The following is a 17,780-nucleotide window of genomic DNA, read 5'->3' on the forward strand; positions in this document are numbered from 1 at the left end:
AAGCGCGACATCGCGCTAAAGTGCCTTGTTTGACATGATCTCCGCGCAAACGCGTTCCGCGCTTGTCACGAGGGAAACCCGCTACAATTTTTTCCGGATCATGCTCTAGTGCCGCTTCGTCGCGGGCACGGGCGCAGCTGCCGCCGGCGCCGGCTTGATCGCAGCGGCCTGTGACGGCAGGTATTTGGCGATGATCGCGGGGTCAACCTGCGCAATCATGCTGTCCGGCAGCCGGGTCCAGACCTCGTCCTTGCCGAACAGCGAGATGCCGAGATAGCCACGCATGGTCAGTGTCTGCCCGTCGGCGCTCAGCGTCATCTTCGCGCGGTAGACCTTGCCGTCGCGCGGATCGAGCACGTTGCCGTTCTCGTATTTCAAGCCTTCGCGCTTCATGTCGCGGATGAACGACAATCCAAGCCACGGCGCGTTCTTGCGATCATCGGTGCATTTCGAGCAGATCGGGTTGGGCGGATCACTGGGGTCCGAGAACATCTTGGCGATCACGCCTTCGAAAATGCCGCTGTGATCGATCACCAGAAACCAGCCGTCAGGCCTGCCGTCCACGGTCTTCTGCCAGAGGCCGGCCGCGCTCGGCTCAGCGGCCCTGCTGGCAGCAAGCGGGGCCGCAACAACGAGCGTCATCGCGATCGCAAGGATCAGCCGAAATTGGGATAGCGTGTTCCGCATCGTCATCACCTGATCAATCAACAAAACGAAAGCCGGAGTCTAAGGCCATTTCACGACGTATGAAAGTACCCGCGTGACACCGGACACGGCGGCGCCACGCGAGATTGGCCATAATTCGGTTGGAATTAGTTGACTCCGAGCTTCTTCTGCAGGCTCGACGACGACGTCGTATACTGGAACACCAGTCGTTTGTCCGGATAGACATATCGGTGCGCCTTCTGCGCCATCAGCGCGCCCTCGTGGAAGCCCGACAGGATCAACTTCAGCTTGCCCGGATAGGTGTTGATATCGCCGATCGCGAAGATGCCGGGAACGTTGGTCTCGAACGCCGCGGTGTCGACCGGGATCAGATTGTTCTCCAGCGCCACGCCCCAGTTCGCGACCGGACCGAGTTTCATCGTGAGGCCGAAAAACGGCAAGATCGTATCGCAGTCGACCTTCGACATTGCATTGTCGTTGCCCTTGACGTGAGCGCCGGACACCTGGCCGCTCGCGCCTTCGAGGCCCGTGACCTGGCCGATTTTCAAGTCCATCTTGCCGTCGGCGACCAGCGCGCGCATCTGCTCGACACTGTGGGGAGCGGCGCGGAAATCATCGCGCCGGTGCAGCAGCGTGATGCGCTTGGCGATCGGATGCAGATTGAGCGTCCAGTCGAGCGCCGAATCGCCACCCCCGACGATCAGGATGCTCTTGTCGCGGAACTGCTCCATCTTGCGCACGGCATAGAACACCGAGGTGCCCTCATAGGCCTCGATGCCCGGCACCGGCGGCCGCTTCGGCTGGAACGAGCCGCCGCCCGCGGAGATCACCACGACCTTGGCCTCGAACTCCTTGCCGGCGTCGGTCTTCACGCGGAACAGCGGATCGCCGATCTTCTCGATCGTCTCCACCATCTCGTTGATATGGAAAGTCGGATTGAACGGCTTGATCTGCTCCATCAGCTGGTCGGTGAGGCCCTGGCCGGTGACGAAGGGAATGCCGGGAATGTCGTAGATCGGCTTCTCCGGATAGAGCTCGGCACACTGGCCGCCGATCTTGTCGAGGATGTCGACCAGATGCGTCTTCATATCCAGCAGGCCCAGTTCGAACACGGCGAACAGTCCGCAGGGACCTGCGCCAATAATCAACACATCGGTTTTGATCGCTTCGCTCATATCCGCTTCTTTTCAGTTGAGGTCGACCGGCTTTCGCCTGTCCAGCCAGGGTGCCGGATCGGGTCATGCATAATAGGGGCAGAGGCTGGCGCGGCAACCCCTTGCCGAGATCAGGCAAGTCGGCTGTATGGACGGAAACCGACGGAGATCCCTCTTGAACGCCCCTGTCAGAGCTGACGATACGCCGCGCCTGGAAGACTTTCCCTACCGGCTCTCGGACAATGTGCGCTTCGCCGATCTCGATCCGAACGGCCACGTCAACAATGCGGTCTATGCCACCTATTTCGAGACCGGCCGCGTCACGCTGGTGAAGGACCCCAGCATGGGGCTGATGCCGCCGGGACTCGGCTGGATCATGGTACGCCTCGATATCCATTTCCGCGCAGAGTTGCACTGGCCGGGCCAGATCGAGCTCGGGCTCGGCCTCGTCAAATTCGGGCGGACCTCGACCGCATTCGACCAGGTGGTGTTTTCGGAAGGCAGATGCGTGGCGTCGGCGCGAGCCGTCACCGTGATGATCGATGAAGCCACGCGCAGGCCGGCGCCGCTGCCGGCCGAGGTCAAAGAAAATTTTCGACGCTGGGTTCGCCGCGGGGTCAATCCCGACAGCGACTAGCCCACGATCCGGACCTGCAACGCAGCGTCAACGCGAGCCCAATGCGGCGACCCTTCGCGACGAGCGCGAGGCATTCGCAACGAAGATCATGGTCGAGCAGGACGGCTAGGCGCGACGACGATCGAAGCCTCATCGCGCTTGAAGGCTTCAGGCCTGCCGCTCCGGCGTCGACACGACGAGGCCGTCAAGCTCGTCGGTCACCTTGATCTGGCACGACAGCCGCGAGTTCGGCCGGACGTCGAATCCGAAGTCGAGCATGTCCTCTTCCATCGGCGAGGGGGCACCGACCTTCTCGCGCCAGGCTTCATCGACATAGACGTGGCAGGTCGCGCAGGCGCAGGCGCCGCCGCATTCGGCTTCGATGCCGGGGACGGCGTTGCGGATCGCCCCTTCCATCACGGTCGCGCCGTTCTCGATCTCAATTGTGCGTTGCTCGCCGGAATGGTCGATAAAGTGGATTTTGGCCATGATCGCTCGTGCTGCCGGAATACGCCGGGCTTTAGATGGAAGGTCCCCGGCAGTCCTATAACGGGTCGATCCGCACAGCGCCAGCGTCGGGCGGGCGAAAACCTGCCGACCGTTCGGATCGGGACAAGAGCCTGTGGAGGCGCCCGGAGTCTAGGACCGGCGTACCATCAGGTCGATGGCCGCCCGCGTGTTGGCGATCGCAGCCCCGAGCTCGGCGAGCGCCTGGGACGGGTCGGAACCGCTGGAAAAAACCGCCTCCAGCCGTGCCGCCGCGTCGGCCACTGCGAATGCGCCGATCGCGCGGGCCGATCCCTTGAGAGTATGGGCGTGCATTGCGCCCTCGGCCGGCAAGCCGGCCAGTTCGCCGATAATTCGGGCCGACTGGGCCGAAAACATCGCCAGGACCTCCTGCTCGAGGCCGGCGTCGCCGAGCGTCATGCGCCGGAGGTGGTCAAGATCGATCGGACCGTCATCGGGGGCGAGTGGCGGCGATGGCATCCATTCAATCCGTTCGAGATGAAGCGACATGACCTGTCCCGGTTATCCCGCCCGGAGACGCATTTGGCGGTTGTTGGGACTAGCCAATCACGAAACTGGTTAACGGATTCTTGTCGGGAAGAACTGGAAATCCGCCCGATTTCAGACAAGATCCCGACACATTCGGCCTGACGGCGCGGGAATTTCGTGTACCCATAAGGCCTTATGGCTTAAAGCTGTTAACGATGATTAAGAAAGTCTTAATCGCAAGCATTTCATTCGCTTCGCTCAGCCAATAGGATGTTTGCGGATGTAGCGGACAAGCCGCCGACGGGCAGCTTGCGCTCCGCTGTGGGCACCGGCTTCGAGCTTGCGGGGGACGTTCGCAAGGTCGCCGACGCGTAGATAGTAAGAGGGCTTAGGGAACATGGCGAACACTCCCAAGAAGGTCAAAGATCCCACCGAAGTCGCGCTTTCTGCCATCCAGGAAGCCCTCAACATCAGCGAACAGGGCACGGAGAACCGCAGCCCCGACAACGAGGAGGTCGCTTCGCCGGGCCTTCCGCCCGGCGCGTCCGATTTCTCGGCAAGTTCCTTCGAGCCTCGCCCCGCGGCGGACCGTGCAGTGTTCGAACCGATCGAGGAGACGCGCAGCCCGCGCCGCCCCGCCAACGATGATCGCGCCACCATCGGCCAGCTGCTGCAGACGCTGCAGAACGGACGTCCGGCCCGCAACGCCTTCACGCTCTTCTTCATCTGCTCGGGTGTCTGGCTGATCGGCTGCGGTATCCTCACGCTCGCCTTCCTGCCCTCGCTGCAGGCCGCGATGGCCCAAGGCACCGCGGTGCTCGTGCTCGCCGGCCTTTGCGCCCTCTTCCTCGCGCCGATCCTTCTGTTCTACTTCCTCACCAGCCTCGCCTCGCACGGTCAGAGGATGCAGGCGATCGCGCAATCGATGGCGCAGATCGCGATCCGCTTCTCCGAACCGGAAAACGCCGCCGCCGATTCCATGGTGACGGTGGGCCAGGCGATCCGCCGCGAGGTTGCGGCGATGGGCGACGGCGTCGAGCGCGCGATCGCGCGCGCCGGCGAACTCGAGACCCTGGTCGCCAACGAGGTCGCCGCGCTGGAGCGCGCCTATTCCGACAACGAGGTGCGCATCCGCGCCCTCCTGCAGGACATCGCCCACCAGCGCGACAATCTGGTCGGCCAGGCCGAGCAGGTGCGCAGCGCGATCTCCGGTGTGCAGATCGACCTGCGCCACGACATCGCGCTGATCTCGGACGCGATCGCCTCGCGCGTCGACGAAGTTGCCAAGAGCATCACCGGCGCACTGGAAGAACGCGGCCAGCACATCACGACCGCGCTGAGCCATGCCGGCGACAACATGATCCTCGCGCTCGGCGAGCGCGGCGGCGACCTGCTCGACCGCCTCGAGGAAGCCAGTGCCGAAACCACCCGGGCCGTGCTCGATGCCTCCGAGCGGCTGACCACCAGCCTCAACTTCAAGACCGGGCACGTCCACGACGAGTTCGTCGATCTCGCCGACCGCGTCCACGAGATGCTGAACGAGCGCATCGACCGCATCACCGGCGAGTTCGAGCAGCGTTCGTCGACCATCGTCGACGGCATCTCCGACCGCACCGAGCAGATCCACGACTCCCTGAAGAACTCCTCGGACTCGCTGCTGCTGGAGCTCGAGCTGCGCAGCAACGATCTCGTCGGCAAGATCGACGACGCCGGCAACCGCCTCGCCGGCCAGATCATGACGAGCGGCGACAGGGCGAGCGAAGCGCTCGACGTCACCGTCAACTCGCTGGTCGCCAAGGTGGTGAGCCAGACCGAGACTGCGCACGACTCGCTGTCGCTGCAGATGAGCGCCTTCGACGAGCTGGTGAAGAACCACGGCAGCGAGCTTGCCGAGAAATTCGCCCGTGACTCCGGCACGCTCGGCGCGCTGATCACCCGCCACATCTCGGAGTTCGACCGCACCGTCAAGACCTTCGGCGGCGACATCGTCGAGCGCATGGGCCAGCGTACCCAGGACATCGCCGACAGCCTGAAGAACTACGTCGAAACCTTCGACCATCGCGTCAGTTCGAACGGCGGCGAGATCACTGCATCCCTCGACCAGCGCCTGCTGCAGTTCGAGACCACGCTGGGCAGCCGCGTCACCAATCTCGACTCTTCGCTCAACGACAAGCTCTCGACCTTCGACAGCTCGCTCGCCGGCAGGATCGGCTCGCTCGACGGCCGGCTCCAGTCGCTGGATGAAGCGATCGATGGCCGCATGCAGACGCTCGCAGTCACGTTCGAGAGCCGCGCGAAATCGGTCACCGACACGATCGACGGCCACCTCGGCACGCTCGTGACCTCGCTGACCGATGGCGCCAGTCAGGCGATCCAGTCGATCGACTCGCGGCTCGGCCTCCTCACCACGACCCTGACCGATGGCACCGTGCAGGCCATCGCCGCGATCGACCACCGCATCAACAATGTCACCGAGACGATCGACGGCCACAGCGCGCGCCTTGCCGAGACCATCAACGGCCACAGCACGAACCTCGCCGAGACCATCAACGGCCACAGCGCGCATCTGGCCGAGACCATCAACGGCCGCAGCGCGCACCTGACCGACACCATCTCGGCGCGCTTCGTCGACATCCAGCAGGGTATCGAGACCCGCGTCGGCGCCGTCGCCAGCGACATCGACACCCGTGTCGCGCAGTTCGAGGACCTGCTGGGATCGCGCGTCGAGGCCGTCGCAGGCCGCATCGAGAGCAGCGGCCGCCATGCCAGCGAAGACCTCATGGCCCGCGCGGAGCTGTTGTCCTCCGGCATCAAGTCGCATGTCGAGGATGCGGAGCGCTCGCTGACCAACCTCGTGGTCAACACCAGCGAGACCATCCAGACCGGCGCGCGCACGGCTCAGCAGGCGCTGCTCGGCGTGTCCACCGACGTCAGCGCACAGCTCAAGCTGACCTCTGCCGAGGTCGAAGGCGTGCTGACGGCCGTCGGCACCAGCGCCGCCAATTCGATCCTCACCAGCGCCCGCGATGCGCAGGCCTCGCTGGTCTCAGCCTCCGGCGACGTCACCTCCCAGATCAAGGCCCTGTCGGCCGATGTGGAGCGCACGCTGCAGGCCGCCGGCAGCGCCACCGCCGCTTCGGTGGTCTCGGGGGCCCGAGAAGCGCAGACCACGCTGGTCAGTGCATCCACCGATGCCGCAAGCCAGGTCAAGTCCCTGGTCGCCGACGTCGAGCGCTCACTGACGATGACCGGCAGCGCCACTGCGGAAGCCCTGATGAACGGCGCACGCGAAGCCCAGACCACTCTGGTCAGCGCATCCGCCGATGCCGCGAGCCAGGTCAAGTCACTGGCCGTCGATGTCGAGCGTTCACTGTCGATGGCCGGCAACGCCACTGCCGAAGCCCTGACGACCGGCGCACGCGAAGCCCAGGCGACGCTGATCTCGGCGTCGACCGACGTCACGAGCCAGGTGATGTCGCTCGCCAGCGACGTCGAGCACTCGCTTTCGATCGCCGGCACGGCCACTGCCGAGGCCGTCGTCGCCAGCGCCCGCGAGGCCCAGAGCACGCTCGCGCTTGCCTCCACCGAGGCTACCAACCTGGTCCGCTCGCTGGCCGCCGACATGCAGCACTCGCTGTCGACCGCCGGCACGGCCACCGCCGAATCCCTCGTGGCCAGCGCGCGCGAGGCCCAGAGCACTCTGGTCGGCGCGTCCACCGAAGCGACCAACCTGGTCCGCACGCTGGCGGCCGACATGGAGCGCTCGCTGTCGATCGCCGGCGCCGCGACCGCGGAAGCGATCACATCAGGCGCCCGCGACGCTCAGACCACCCTGGTCAGCGCGTCCAGCGACGCCGCAAGCAAGGTGACGGCGCTTGCCGCCGACATCCAGCGCTCGCTGTCGATCGCCGGCAGCGGCACCGCCGAGACGCTCACGGCCGGCGCCCGCGAAGCCCAGAACACCCTGGTCGCCGCCTCGTCCGATGCCGCCAACCACGTCAAGTCGCTGGCGGTTGACGTCGAGCGGGTGTTGATCGCGGTCGGCACCAGCACGGCGCAGACCATTCTCGGCAGCGCGCGCGAGGCCCAGACCTCGTTCGCGGCCACCTCCGCGGATGCGGCCAGCCAGATCCGCGCGATCTCCGCCGATATCGAGCGCTCGCTGACCACCGCCGGTGCCGACACCGCGCAGACCATCCTCGGCAGCGCGCGCGAGGCCCAGAACTCGTTCGCGGCCACCTCCTCCGAGGCGGCCAGCCAGATCCGCGAGCTCTCCATCGAGATCGAGCGCTCGCTGACCACCGCCGGCGCCGACACCGCGCAGACCATCCTCGGCAGCGCCCGCGAGGCCCAGAGCTCGTTCGCGGCGACCTCGGCCGACGCCGCCGGCCAGATCCGCTCGCTTTCGACCGACATCGAGCGTTCGCTCGGCGCGGTCACGGCGAAGACCACCGACAACATCCAGACCTCGGCGCTGGCCGCGCAGGCCGCACTGGTCAGCATGTCCAACGAGGTCACGACCAAGGTCAAGACCACCTCGGCCGACATCGAGCGCTCGGTCATGGCTGCGTCCAGCACCTTCGGTTCGACGATGACCGGCAAGACCGACGAGATCGTCACCTATGTGCAGCAACAGGCCGATCGACTCTCGCAGATGGTCGACAGCCGCCGCGGCTCGCTGGTCGATGCGCTGACCACCAAGTCAATGCAGCTTGTGACCGACATCGATCGCGCCACCGCTGACGCGCTGAAGGCGATCGAAACCCGCGGCCAGGCTTACTCGCAGTCGATGGCGGCGCACGGCAACGACGTCGCGCGCAACATCACCTCGGCCGGCGACCAGGCGACCGGTGCGGTGGCGAAGTCGCTCAGGGATCTCGAGCAGGCCTCGCGCGCGGCGATCGACCAGTCGCGCCAGGTGTCGATCTCGGCGGTCACCGAAATGCAGGAGACCAGCAAGATCCTGCGGACCGACACGGTGGCACTGTTCGAGCGGCTGCGCGAGGGCAACATCCTGCTGCAGGAGGTGTTGACCGGCGCCCACGACAACCTCAACTCGCTGGAGCGCGCGCTGGTGACCCGCGTCGCAGACTTCGTGTCCGCGATGAACGACGTCACGTCGCGCAACGGCGTGGCGACCCAGACGCTGGAAGACCAGCTGTCGGTGTTCAACAGCAAGACCGGCAAGGCGCTGGAGGATCTCGGCGAGCTGTCGAGCCAGTTCGAAACCCACGGCAAGGCGCTGATCGAGGCGGCGGCCGTGGTCGAGCAGGCCAACCGCTCCACCACCGCCTCCGTCAGCGAACGCAGGTCCGCGCTGGAATCGCTGGTCACGACCATCGACCTGCGCACCACCGATCTCGACCAGCGGCTGTCCCGCTTCACCGGCCTGCTCGATGAATCGCTCGCCGCAGCCGAGGAACGGGCACGCGACATCGCCCGCGTGGTGGCCGAGACCGCCGGCGCCGGATCGGCGGCGATCAGCCGGCAGTTCGAGGCAGTGCGCCAAGCGGCGGAAAACGAGCGCCAGCAGACCATCGACGCGATGAACGACCTCTATCAGCAGAGCAACGCCGAGACCGACTCGATGTTCAAGGAATCGACGGAGAAGTTCTCCACGATGGTCACGGCGATGAAGCAGATGGCCGCCGAAATGCACAACGAGCTCGAGGCGACGCGCAACGAGCTGCGACGTGGCGTGCTCGAAATGCCGCAGGAGGCCGCCGAGAACACCGCGCAGATGCGCAAGGTGATCGTCGACCAGATCGAGGCGCTTGCCGAGCTGAACCGCATCGTCGCCCACCATGGCCGCGGCCTTGACGTGGTCAGCGCGGGCCGCAGTGGCGTCCGCTCGGAGGAGTCGGTGGTGGCGGCCACCGGCGGCCGTGGCGAGGCGCGCATGCGCGATACCGGCATGCGGGACACCGGGATGCGCGACACTGGCGTGCGCGATACCGGCATCCGCGATACCGGCATCCGCGACAACGGCAACAGCGCCTCGACGCTGCCGCCGCCGGATCTGGGCATGCCGAGCTCGCGCCGCACCGAGGCGCCGCCGGTGAGCCCGGCGGGCTCCGACAATGGCCGTGACGGCTGGCTGTCCGACCTGCTCAACCGCAGCGATGCGCAGCCGCCGGCGCCGAGCCGCGAGGCCCCGCGGCCGCGCCCCGCGCCGCAGGCTGCCGCCAATCCGCTGGAGTCGCTGTCGCTCGACATCGGCCGGCTGATGGACCGCAACCTCGCGGCCGAGATGTGGGACCGCTACCAGCGCGGCGAGAACAAGGCGTTCTCCAAGCGCCTCTACACGCCGGCCGGCCAGAAGGCGTTCGACGAGGTCGCACGCAAGTATCGTTCCGACCGCGGCTTCAAGCAGACGGTCGATCGCTACGTCGCCGAGTTCGAACGCCTGCTCGACGACGTGGCCCGTGACGGCCGCAGCCCGCAGGAACTGCGCAACCACCTGACCTCGGAGACGGGCCTGGTGTACACCCTGCTCGCGCACGCGGCGGGGCGGCTCGGGTAAGTTGGCGAGTAGCCAGTGGCGAATATAGAAAACGGAGGCCGAGAGGCCTCCGTTTTTGCTTGTGCGAGATTGACCCGCAGATTCTGCGTCGCAAAGGACTGGATAGTTTCAACTGCATTATTCCGGGGCGTTGCGAGCAGCGACGCCAATTCGCTATTCGCCACTCAACATGCACAATCAATTCACTGCCGCCGCCTCGGCCCTGGCGCTGCTGGCGGCGCGGGCGCCGGCTCCGGCGCGCTGTTGTTGCTTCCGCCGAAGATCACCCGGCTTGGGTTGCGATCGAAATTGTTCACGGCGCGGCTGATGTCGGACAGCGTCTTGCGGCCGTCGGTAATCAAGGCGCCCGAGCGCTTGTCGAGGTCATCGGCGAGTTCGCGGATCGACTTCACCATCAGACTGAGCTCGCTGCCATTGTTACCGCCGGCGATCGCGTTGAGCCCGAGCATCAGATTGTCGGCCTTGCCCATCACGCCGTCGACCTTGAGCATGACGTTGTCGATCTTCTCGGAATTGCGCGCCAACGCCTGGGTGAAGGTCTCGAGATTGCGCAGCGAGTTCTTCACCGATTCCTGATTGTCAGCCACGATGCGGTTGACGTTCTGCAAGGTGGCGCGGATCGCCTCGGTGACGTCCTGCAGTGCGTTCGGGTCGGCGGTCAGCACCGGAATGCCGTCCTCGTCCAACGGCACCGGCGGAGCGGATTCCTCGCCGCCCTTCAGCGATATCGCGGCGACCCCGGTCAGGCCCTGGAATTCGAGGCCGACGAGGGTGTCCTTGCGGATCGGCGCGTTGTTCTCGATCATCGCCAGCGCGACCACCCGCCGCGGGTTGTCGAGCTTCACCGAGACGACCTCCCCTATCCTGATACCATTAAAATTGACATTGCCGCCATTGCGAAGGCCCGAGGCCGGCCCCTCGAAGATCACCCGGAGCGGGCTGCGCTGCTTGGTCGTGTGCAGGCTCTGGAACCAGAGCACGAAGCCGAAAGCCGCCGCGATCACCGCCAGCGTGAAGGCTCCGATCAGCACGTAGTTCGCCCGCGTTTCCATCAATTGCTCCTAGGCTCTGTTGCCACTGCGGGCACAAGAGCCTGCCGAATTTCCTGTTGGCTCATGATCTCGTCCGAGAACCGGTCTCCACTTTGCGGGATCATTCGCTAGCCCGTAACGGCCCGGGCGCGCTTGCCGTTGAAATATTGTTGCAGCCATGGATGCTGAGACGCCTTCATGTCGGCGATCGATCCTGCTGCAATGATCTTACCGCTCCCCAAGACGGCGATACGGTCGCAAGCGGTATAAAGACTGTCCAGGTCGTGGGTTACCATGAAAACGGTCAGCCCCAAAGTACGCTGCAGCGTGCGTACCAGCTCGTCGAAATCGCCGGCGCCGATAGGATCGAGGCCCGACGTCGGCTCGTCGAGGAAGACGAGTTCCGGATCGAGGGCGAGCGCGCGCGCCAGCGCGACGCGCTTGATCATGCCGCCCGACAGCTCCGACGGATAGCGGTCGGCGACCTCGGGCTTCAGGCCGACCATCACGAGCTTGGCGACCACGATTTCGTCGAGCAGCCGCTGCGACACGCGCAGATATTCGCGCACCGGAAACTGGATGTTCTGCCGCACCGTAAGCGAGGAGAACAGCGCGCCCTGCTGGAACAGGATGCCCCAGCGCCGCTCGACGGCGCGGCGCTGCGCCGAGTTCGCGGCATCGAGATCGACACCGAACACCTCGATGCTGCCTGCGACCTTCGGCACCAGTCCGATGATGGTGCGCGTGAGCACGGACTTGCCGGCGCCGGACGGGCCGACGAAGCCGAGTATCTCGCCCCGCTTCACGTCGAGGTTGAGCCCGTCGAGCACGCGTGTCTTGCCGAACTGCACGGTGATGTCGCGGACCCGGATGATGGCGTCGGAAACCTGCTCCGCCATGGTCACATCCCGATCGAGGCGAAGAAGATCGCGAACACACCGTCCATCACGATCACGAAGAAGATCCCCTTCACCACTGACGCGGTGGTGTGCTGTCCGAGCGACTCCGCGGAGCCCTGCACCGCGAGCCCCTCGACGCAGGCGACGATGCCGATCACCGCGGCCATGACCGGCGCCTTGACGATACCGACGATGAAATGATCGATCGAGATCGCATCGCGCAGCCGCAGCAGGAACGCCTCCGGATCGACGCCGCCATAGAGCCAGGCCACCAGGCCGCCGCCATAGAGCGCGGCCATCGCGCCGAGGAAGGCCAGGATCGGCAGCGCCAGCACCAGTGCGAGCATCCGCGGCAGGATCAGGACCTCGATCGGATCGAAGCCCATGGTGCGAAGCGCATCGATCTCCTCGCGCATCTTCATCGAGCCGAGTTCGGCGGTGTAGGCCGAGCCCGAACGGCCCGCGACCATGATCGCGACCAGCAGCACGCCGATCTCGCGCAGCACCAGCACGCCCAGCATGTCGACCACGAAGATGTCGGCGCCGAACTGCCGGAAATGGAAAATGCCCTGCTGCGAGATGATGCAGCCGATCAGGAAGGTGATCAGCACCACGATCGGCACCGCGCGCCAGCACACCTGCTCGAGATGATGCACGGTCGAGGCGAGCCGGAAGGTGCGCGGATGGATCAGCACGTTCCCCGCCGCGGCGATCACGGCACCAAGCATGTCGACCAGGCTGACGATGGTGCCGCCGATGCCGACCACGGTGAGGCCGATCTGCTCGAGCATGCCGCTGAGCGACAGCGACGTGCTGTCGACCGTGGGCGCAGGACCGACGCGGCTGACCTCGTCGACCAGGCTGGAATAATTCGCCGAGAGACCGGCGATCTTGGCTTCCGCACTGGCATCGCTGAGGCTGCGGCGCAGGCGCTCGATCAGCCATGCGCCGAAGGTGTCGAGGCTCGCGACCTGCGAGACATCGATGAAGAAGTGCGTACGGCTGCCGCGCAGTTTCTCGGCATCGGAGACGATCCGCTCCAGCGCGGGAGCAAAGCGGGCGGTCCAGTTGCCGGCCGCGCACAATGCCAATCCCTCGCCTTGGGCTATCCGCTCCAGTGTCGGGTCACCGTTCACGTCTGCCCATCCCTCGGCTGGCTGGCCGTCCGGTCCCCGGTATGCCCCGATCGCCTTGTCGAATCTGTCATTAACCAGCCATAGTTGGTTGCGGGTCGCAAGCATACGGAAATAGTAGACTTTAAAATGACTTCCAGCCCCTCTCGAGCCCTGTCCGCCGGTATCGAGCGCTGGCCGATCGCAGGCAGCTTCACGATCAGCCGCGGCGCCAAGACCGAGGCATTGACTGTGGTGGCCGAGATCAGCCAGCACGGACTGACCGGGCGCGGCGAATGCGTGCCCTACCCGCGTTATGGCGAGACGCCGGAGGCGACGCTCGCCGCGATCCAGGCGATGCAGGGACCGCTCGCCGCCGGCATGGACCGGACCGCACTGCAAGCCGCGATGCCCGCTGGCGCCGCCCGCAATGCACTGGATTGCGCGCTGTCGGACCTCGAGGCCAAGGTCGCCGGCCAACGCATCTGGAACCTGCTCGGCCGCCCGGCGCCCGCGCCCTGCACCACCGCCTACACCATCTCGCTCGCCGTGCCCGAGGCGATGGCCGAGGCGACCGCCAAGGTCGCACACCGTCCGCTGCTCAAGATCAAGCTCGGTGGTCACGACGACGGGGCGCGGATCGCCGCCGTGCGCAAGGCCGCGCCGACATCGGAGTTGATCGTCGACGCCAACGAGGCATGGACCGAGGCCGATCTTGCGGCCAACTTCCGGGCATGCGCCGATGCCGGCGTCACGCTGATCGAGCAACCGCTGCCGGCCGGCAAGGACGATGCGTTGTCGCGAATCGAGCGACCGGTCGCGGTCTGCGCCGACGAAAGCGTGCATGACCGCGCCTCGCTCGCCGGCCTGCGCGACCGCTATGATGCTGTCAACATCAAGCTCGACAAGACCGGCGGGCTGACCGAGGCGCTGGCGATGGCTGATGCCGCCCGCGCGCTCGGCTTCGAGATCATGATCGGCTGCATGGTCGCCACCTCACTGTCGATGGCGCCGGCGATGCTGATCGCACAAGCCGCGCGTTTCGTCGATCTCGATGGCCCGCTTCTCCTGGCGCGCGACCGCGACAACGGCCTGCGCTACGATGGCAGCCTCGTCTATCCACCGGATGCCGCGCTCTGGGGGTGATGAATGAACTTGTGCCGCGCCAGCCACATCACGACCCCGCTGGTCGCAGCCATCGCTGCCATCATGTAGTAGACGCCCTGCCCGTAGCGCGCATAGACCATGCCACACAGGATCGAGGTCGCGCTCGCGACAATTCCGCCGCAAGCCGTGAGGTAACCTTGCCCGCGTGCGATCATGTGGCTCGGAACCTGGCGCACCATCAGCCCCATGATGGCGACCTGGGTCAGCCCGAAGGTCAGGCCGTGCGCAAGCTGCACCACGGCAAGGATCGGAAGCGGCGGATCCTGCGCGGTGACGGTCCAGCGCGCCACAGCGCTTGCCGCGGCGATCACGACCAGTAACGCCGACGGCAGCGTGAAGCGTGGCGAGAGCGCGAACAACACGATCTCGGCGATCACGCCGAGCGTCCAGAGCACGGCGATGGTGAGGCCGCTGAAGCCGGCCTGCTGCCAGGCGATCGAAGCGAAGATGTAATAGGCCGAGTGGCTGCTCTGAATCAGCGCCGAGCAGGCGATGATGATGAGGAAGCCGGGATCGCGCAGCAGCCTGCCGCCGCCCGGCGCAGGGGTTGCGGCGCCGGAGGCCTGCTCCAGCGGCCGCAACGTCAGCCCGACGAGCGCTCCGAGCACGGTGACGCCGGCGATGATCCAGATCAGGTGAACCGGCACGACATAGCCGAGCGCAAGCCCGGCACCGAGCGCGCCGACCACGAAGGCCGCCGAGCCCCACAGCCGCAGCGGCCCGTAGTTCAGCCCGTGGTGGGCGACGCCGCGTAGCGCATAGGCGTCCGTCAGCGGCACCATCGGGGTCCAGACGCAGCAGGTCAGCGCATAGACCGCGAGCACGGCGAACACCTCGCGCTGGGTACCGATGATGAGGAAGCCGACCGCGGTGGCAAAGCCCGTGAGCATGATCGCGCCGCGCAGCATCTTGTGCCGTTCGGCCGCGCCGGTGATCAGCGGCAGCACGGTGAAACGCGTCACCGCCGGCACCGCCGTGATGGTGCCGATCCAGGCGGAATCGATGCCGATCGCCTTCAGCCACACCGTGAAAAACGGCAGATGAACCCCGGTCATCCCGAACAGCGTGGCGTAGAACGCCGCCAGCCGTCTCGCGAATCGCCTCGCTGCAACCTCGGCAGCAATGGGGATTTGTGATTCGATAGACATCAATTCAATTGCGATTCGCGCGATATCGTGATGATCGTTAGCCTAACGCGCAGTGATTTGCGCGAAGAGATTGTGATGGCCGAAGAAGCATTCGCCCTGTCGCCAATTTCCGCCCGCGCCGCCCAGCCGAGCGAGGAGGATTATGCCGCGATCAGCCAGGCGTTCATGGAGACGTCGCGCGGCCGCTGGTTCCTTGGCGAATATGCCAAGCGCAACCGCAACGCCGACACGCGCATGGTGCTGGACGCAGTGGCGCGGATCGAGGAAAGCCTTGCCGCGCAGCGGCTGTCCGCCGCAGAGGCGTTCAGGGACGAGCAGCTGGAACAGGCGCTGAACGCCCTGCGCGGGGCGGTCGAGGCCGTGCAGGCCTCCGCCGTCGCCGCATTGGACGATCTCGGATTCGAGCAGCGACTGGCGCCGCTGCGCAGGGGCGTGCGGGTGATTCGGGAAATCTCCTGGCGGCTGCGCGAGATCGGCAATGATGGCCGGATCTGCGACATCATGGATTCGCAGGCCGGCGCGATCGAGGCGAGCGCCGCCCAGCTCTCGCTCGACGACGCCAAGACCGTGCTCGACAACGCCTTCGCGACGCTGGCGCGTCGGCTGGCCGGGTTCAGCATGGACGAGGCGACGCAGCTTGAAGCGGACGCGCCCCAGGCCACAGCGCCGATTGCAGAAGCGGCGGTTGCAGAGCGGCCTGCGGCGCCTCCCTCGCCCGTTCCGAGCGTCGCCGTTGCCGAGACCATGCTTGCGCAGGAGGAGGCCCCTGCAGCGCCCAGCGCCGAAGCCTCCGCGGCCACGACGCTCCGGGCGGACGACGCAGCGCTCGCGGCAGCCGAGGCCGCATTGGCCGAGGCGGAGGCCGCGGAACTTGCGCACGTCGCCGACGAGGCGGCAGCCGACGCGCATGATGAGGCCGTGCTCGACCTTATCGCGATGGAGATGGGCGCGCCCGATCCGATCGACGACGAGATGATCGCCGAAGAGACGCGAATCGCAGCGGCCATGGCCGCCGAGCCGGAGACCGCGAGTCAGCCCGAGCCCGTTGCCGAAGTCGCGCCGCAGGCGGCGGACATCGCACGCGTTCCCGAGCCGGTCGCGTCGATCGAACCGCCGGTCGAGACGCCGGTCGCCGCAGCACCGGCGAGTGAGCCGGCGCCGCAACCCGATCCCGCTGCCACGCCCGAGCCGCCGATCGAGGTATCGCTCGGCTCAACAATCATCGCGAACGGTCTGGTCAAGAAGCCAAGCCCGGCGGCCAATGATCCACTGGCCCCGATCCGCCGCATGAGCCAGGCCGAAAAGATCGCGCTGTTCTCGTGATCATCAGTCATTGCCGGGTGTGCCCCCGCAATCCATCAATCATCAGGCGTTCTGTTTTTGACGGATGCGCGGGTCAAGCCCGCGCATGACAGGGGCCGCGGTCGTTCACCGCATCCGCGTGTGGTTCAAGCCACCAGCTTTGCAAACAGGTCGGCGTCGACATTGCCGCCCGAGAGCACGATCACGACATTCTTGCCCTTGGCATCGATCCGCCCGGCGAGCAGCGCGGCGAGCCCGATGGCACCGCCCGGTTCGACCACGAGCTTCAGCTCGCGATAGGCAAAGGCAACAGCCGCGCCGACCTCTTCGTCGGTGGCGTTGACGCCGTCGGCCAGAAGCTTGCTGTTGATCGCGAAGGTGAGCTCGCCCGGCATCGCCGCCATCAGCGCATCGCAGATGGTGCGCGCGGCCACCGGGTGCGGCTCGCGGTGCCCGACCTTCAGCGACAAGGCGTGATCGTCGTAGCCAGTGGGCTCGGCCACGATCACCTGCGCCTGCGGAAATTTCACCTTCACCGCGGTGGCAACGCCCGCGATCAGCCCGCCGCCGGATGCCGGCGCCACGACGATGTCCGGCGCAAGACCGAGCGACGCCATGTCCTCGGCGATCTCGCGACCGGCGGTGCCCTGACCGGCGATCACGAAGGGATCGTCGTAGGGACGCACAAGGGTCGCGCCGCGCCTGTCGGCGATGCCGTTGGCGATCGCCTCGCGGTCGTCGCGCTCGCGGTCGTACAGCACCACCTCGGCGCCATACGACTTGGTGCGCTCCCGCTTGGTGAGGGGCGAATCGGCAGGCATCACGATCGTGGCCTGCATGTTGAGGATCTTCGCCGCCGCCGCGACGCCCTGGGCATGGTTGCCCGAGGAGAACGCGACCACCCCGCCGCCGCGCCTCTCTTGCGGGATCGAGGCCAGCTTGTTGAAGGCGCCGCGGAACTTGAACGATCCGGTCCGCTGCAGCATCTCGGGTTTCAGGAAGACCTGGGTGCCGATCCGTTCATTGAGGACCGGGAAGGTCAGGAGCGGCGTGCGCACCGCGAACGGCGCGACCACCCTGGCGGCGGCATCGATGTCCGCGGCAGCGACGGGTGGATTGAGAGCGGTGTCCGTCATCCGCATTTTCTATCGCGGCAGTGGGTTGCT

The 17,780-nt window shown here is 66.2% G+C and carries 13 protein-coding genes; 4 read left to right on the forward strand and 9 right to left on the reverse strand.

Annotation, left to right across the window (positions count from 1 at the left end):
• Window positions 1–105 precede the first annotated feature (105 nt).
• The gene (locus JQ586_RS33800; RefSeq protein WP_212398966.1) at window positions 106–687 is read right to left on the reverse strand and encodes a DUF2147 domain-containing protein; all 582 of its coding nucleotides are present in this window, start codon (window positions 685–687) and stop codon (window positions 106–108) included.
• A gap of 125 nt (window positions 688–812) precedes the next feature.
• Window positions 813–1,841 (reverse strand): NAD(P)/FAD-dependent oxidoreductase, encoded by a 1,029-nt coding sequence (locus JQ586_RS33805; protein WP_212398967.1) that lies wholly within the window; start codon window positions 1,839–1,841, stop codon window positions 813–815.
• Between the two features lie 154 nt (window positions 1,842–1,995).
• On the opposite strand from JQ586_RS33805, the gene JQ586_RS33810 reads away from it, so the two are divergent.
• Window positions 1,996–2,457 carry a thioesterase family protein gene (locus tag JQ586_RS33810; RefSeq protein WP_212398968.1) on the forward strand — a complete coding sequence of 154 codons (462 nt, stop codon included), beginning with the start codon at window positions 1,996–1,998 and terminating at the stop codon, window positions 2,455–2,457.
• A gap of 147 nt (window positions 2,458–2,604) precedes the next feature.
• Here the strand turns inward: JQ586_RS33810 and JQ586_RS33815 are convergent, their stop codons facing one another.
• Together JQ586_RS33815 and JQ586_RS33820 are read right to left on the reverse strand one after the other, a co-directional pair.
• Window positions 2,605–2,925: a 2Fe-2S iron-sulfur cluster-binding protein gene (locus JQ586_RS33815; protein WP_212398969.1), complete on the reverse strand. Its 321-nt coding sequence runs from the start codon at window positions 2,923–2,925 to the stop codon at window positions 2,605–2,607.
• A 150-nt stretch (window positions 2,926–3,075) separates the two neighbouring features.
• On the reverse strand, window positions 3,076–3,453 hold the full coding sequence (locus JQ586_RS33820) for an Hpt domain-containing protein (RefSeq protein WP_212398970.1): 378 nt from the start codon (window positions 3,451–3,453) through the stop codon (window positions 3,076–3,078).
• A gap of 376 nt (window positions 3,454–3,829) precedes the next feature.
• On the opposite strand from JQ586_RS33820, the gene JQ586_RS33825 reads away from it, so the two are divergent.
• Window positions 3,830–9,955, forward strand: a complete 6,126-nt coding sequence (locus JQ586_RS33825; RefSeq protein ID WP_212398971.1) for a negative regulator of septation ring formation — start codon at window positions 3,830–3,832, stop codon at window positions 9,953–9,955.
• A gap of 182 nt (window positions 9,956–10,137) precedes the next feature.
• Here JQ586_RS33825 and JQ586_RS33830 read toward each other — a convergent pair whose 3' ends face one another.
• From JQ586_RS33830 to JQ586_RS33840, 3 genes are all read right to left on the reverse strand, one after another.
• Window positions 10,138–11,007, reverse strand: a complete 870-nt coding sequence (locus tag JQ586_RS33830; protein WP_212398972.1) for an MlaD family protein — start codon at window positions 11,005–11,007, stop codon at window positions 10,138–10,140.
• A 107-nt stretch (window positions 11,008–11,114) separates the two neighbouring features.
• Window positions 11,115–11,885, reverse strand: a complete 771-nt coding sequence (locus tag JQ586_RS33835) for an ABC transporter ATP-binding protein (protein WP_212398973.1) — start codon at window positions 11,883–11,885, stop codon at window positions 11,115–11,117.
• 2 nt (window positions 11,886–11,887) lie between these two features.
• Window positions 11,888–13,021: an ABC transporter permease gene (locus tag JQ586_RS33840; protein ID WP_212398974.1), complete on the reverse strand. Its 1,134-nt coding sequence runs from the start codon at window positions 13,019–13,021 to the stop codon at window positions 11,888–11,890.
• 126 nt (window positions 13,022–13,147) lie between these two features.
• On the opposite strand from JQ586_RS33840, the gene dgcA reads away from it, so the two are divergent.
• Window positions 13,148–14,143 (forward strand): N-acetyl-D-Glu racemase DgcA, encoded by a 996-nt coding sequence (dgcA, locus tag JQ586_RS33845; protein ID WP_212398975.1) that lies wholly within the window; start codon window positions 13,148–13,150, stop codon window positions 14,141–14,143.
• Here the strand turns inward: dgcA and JQ586_RS33850 are convergent.
• Window positions 14,113–15,312, reverse strand: coding sequence for an MFS transporter (locus JQ586_RS33850; protein ID WP_212398976.1), 1,200 nt, complete (start codon window positions 15,310–15,312; stop codon window positions 14,113–14,115). The two genes, dgcA and JQ586_RS33850, sit on opposite strands and share 31 nt — an antisense overlap.
• 75 nt (window positions 15,313–15,387) lie before the next feature.
• Here JQ586_RS33850 and JQ586_RS33855 point away from each other — a divergent pair, with 75 nt between their 5' ends.
• The gene (locus JQ586_RS33855) at window positions 15,388–16,635 is read left to right on the forward strand and encodes a hypothetical protein (RefSeq protein WP_212398977.1); all 1,248 of its coding nucleotides are present in this window, start codon (window positions 15,388–15,390) and stop codon (window positions 16,633–16,635) included.
• A 125-nt stretch (window positions 16,636–16,760) separates the two neighbouring features.
• On the opposite strand, the gene JQ586_RS33860 is transcribed toward JQ586_RS33855, so the two are convergent.
• Window positions 16,761–17,750, reverse strand: coding sequence for a threonine/serine dehydratase (locus JQ586_RS33860; RefSeq protein WP_212398978.1), 990 nt, complete (start codon window positions 17,748–17,750; stop codon window positions 16,761–16,763).
• Window positions 17,751–17,780: the final 30 nt, after the last annotated feature.

The organism is Bradyrhizobium jicamae (genome assembly GCF_018130215.1).
GTDB classification, from domain to species: Bacteria; Pseudomonadota; Alphaproteobacteria; order Rhizobiales; family Xanthobacteraceae; genus Bradyrhizobium; species Bradyrhizobium jicamae_A.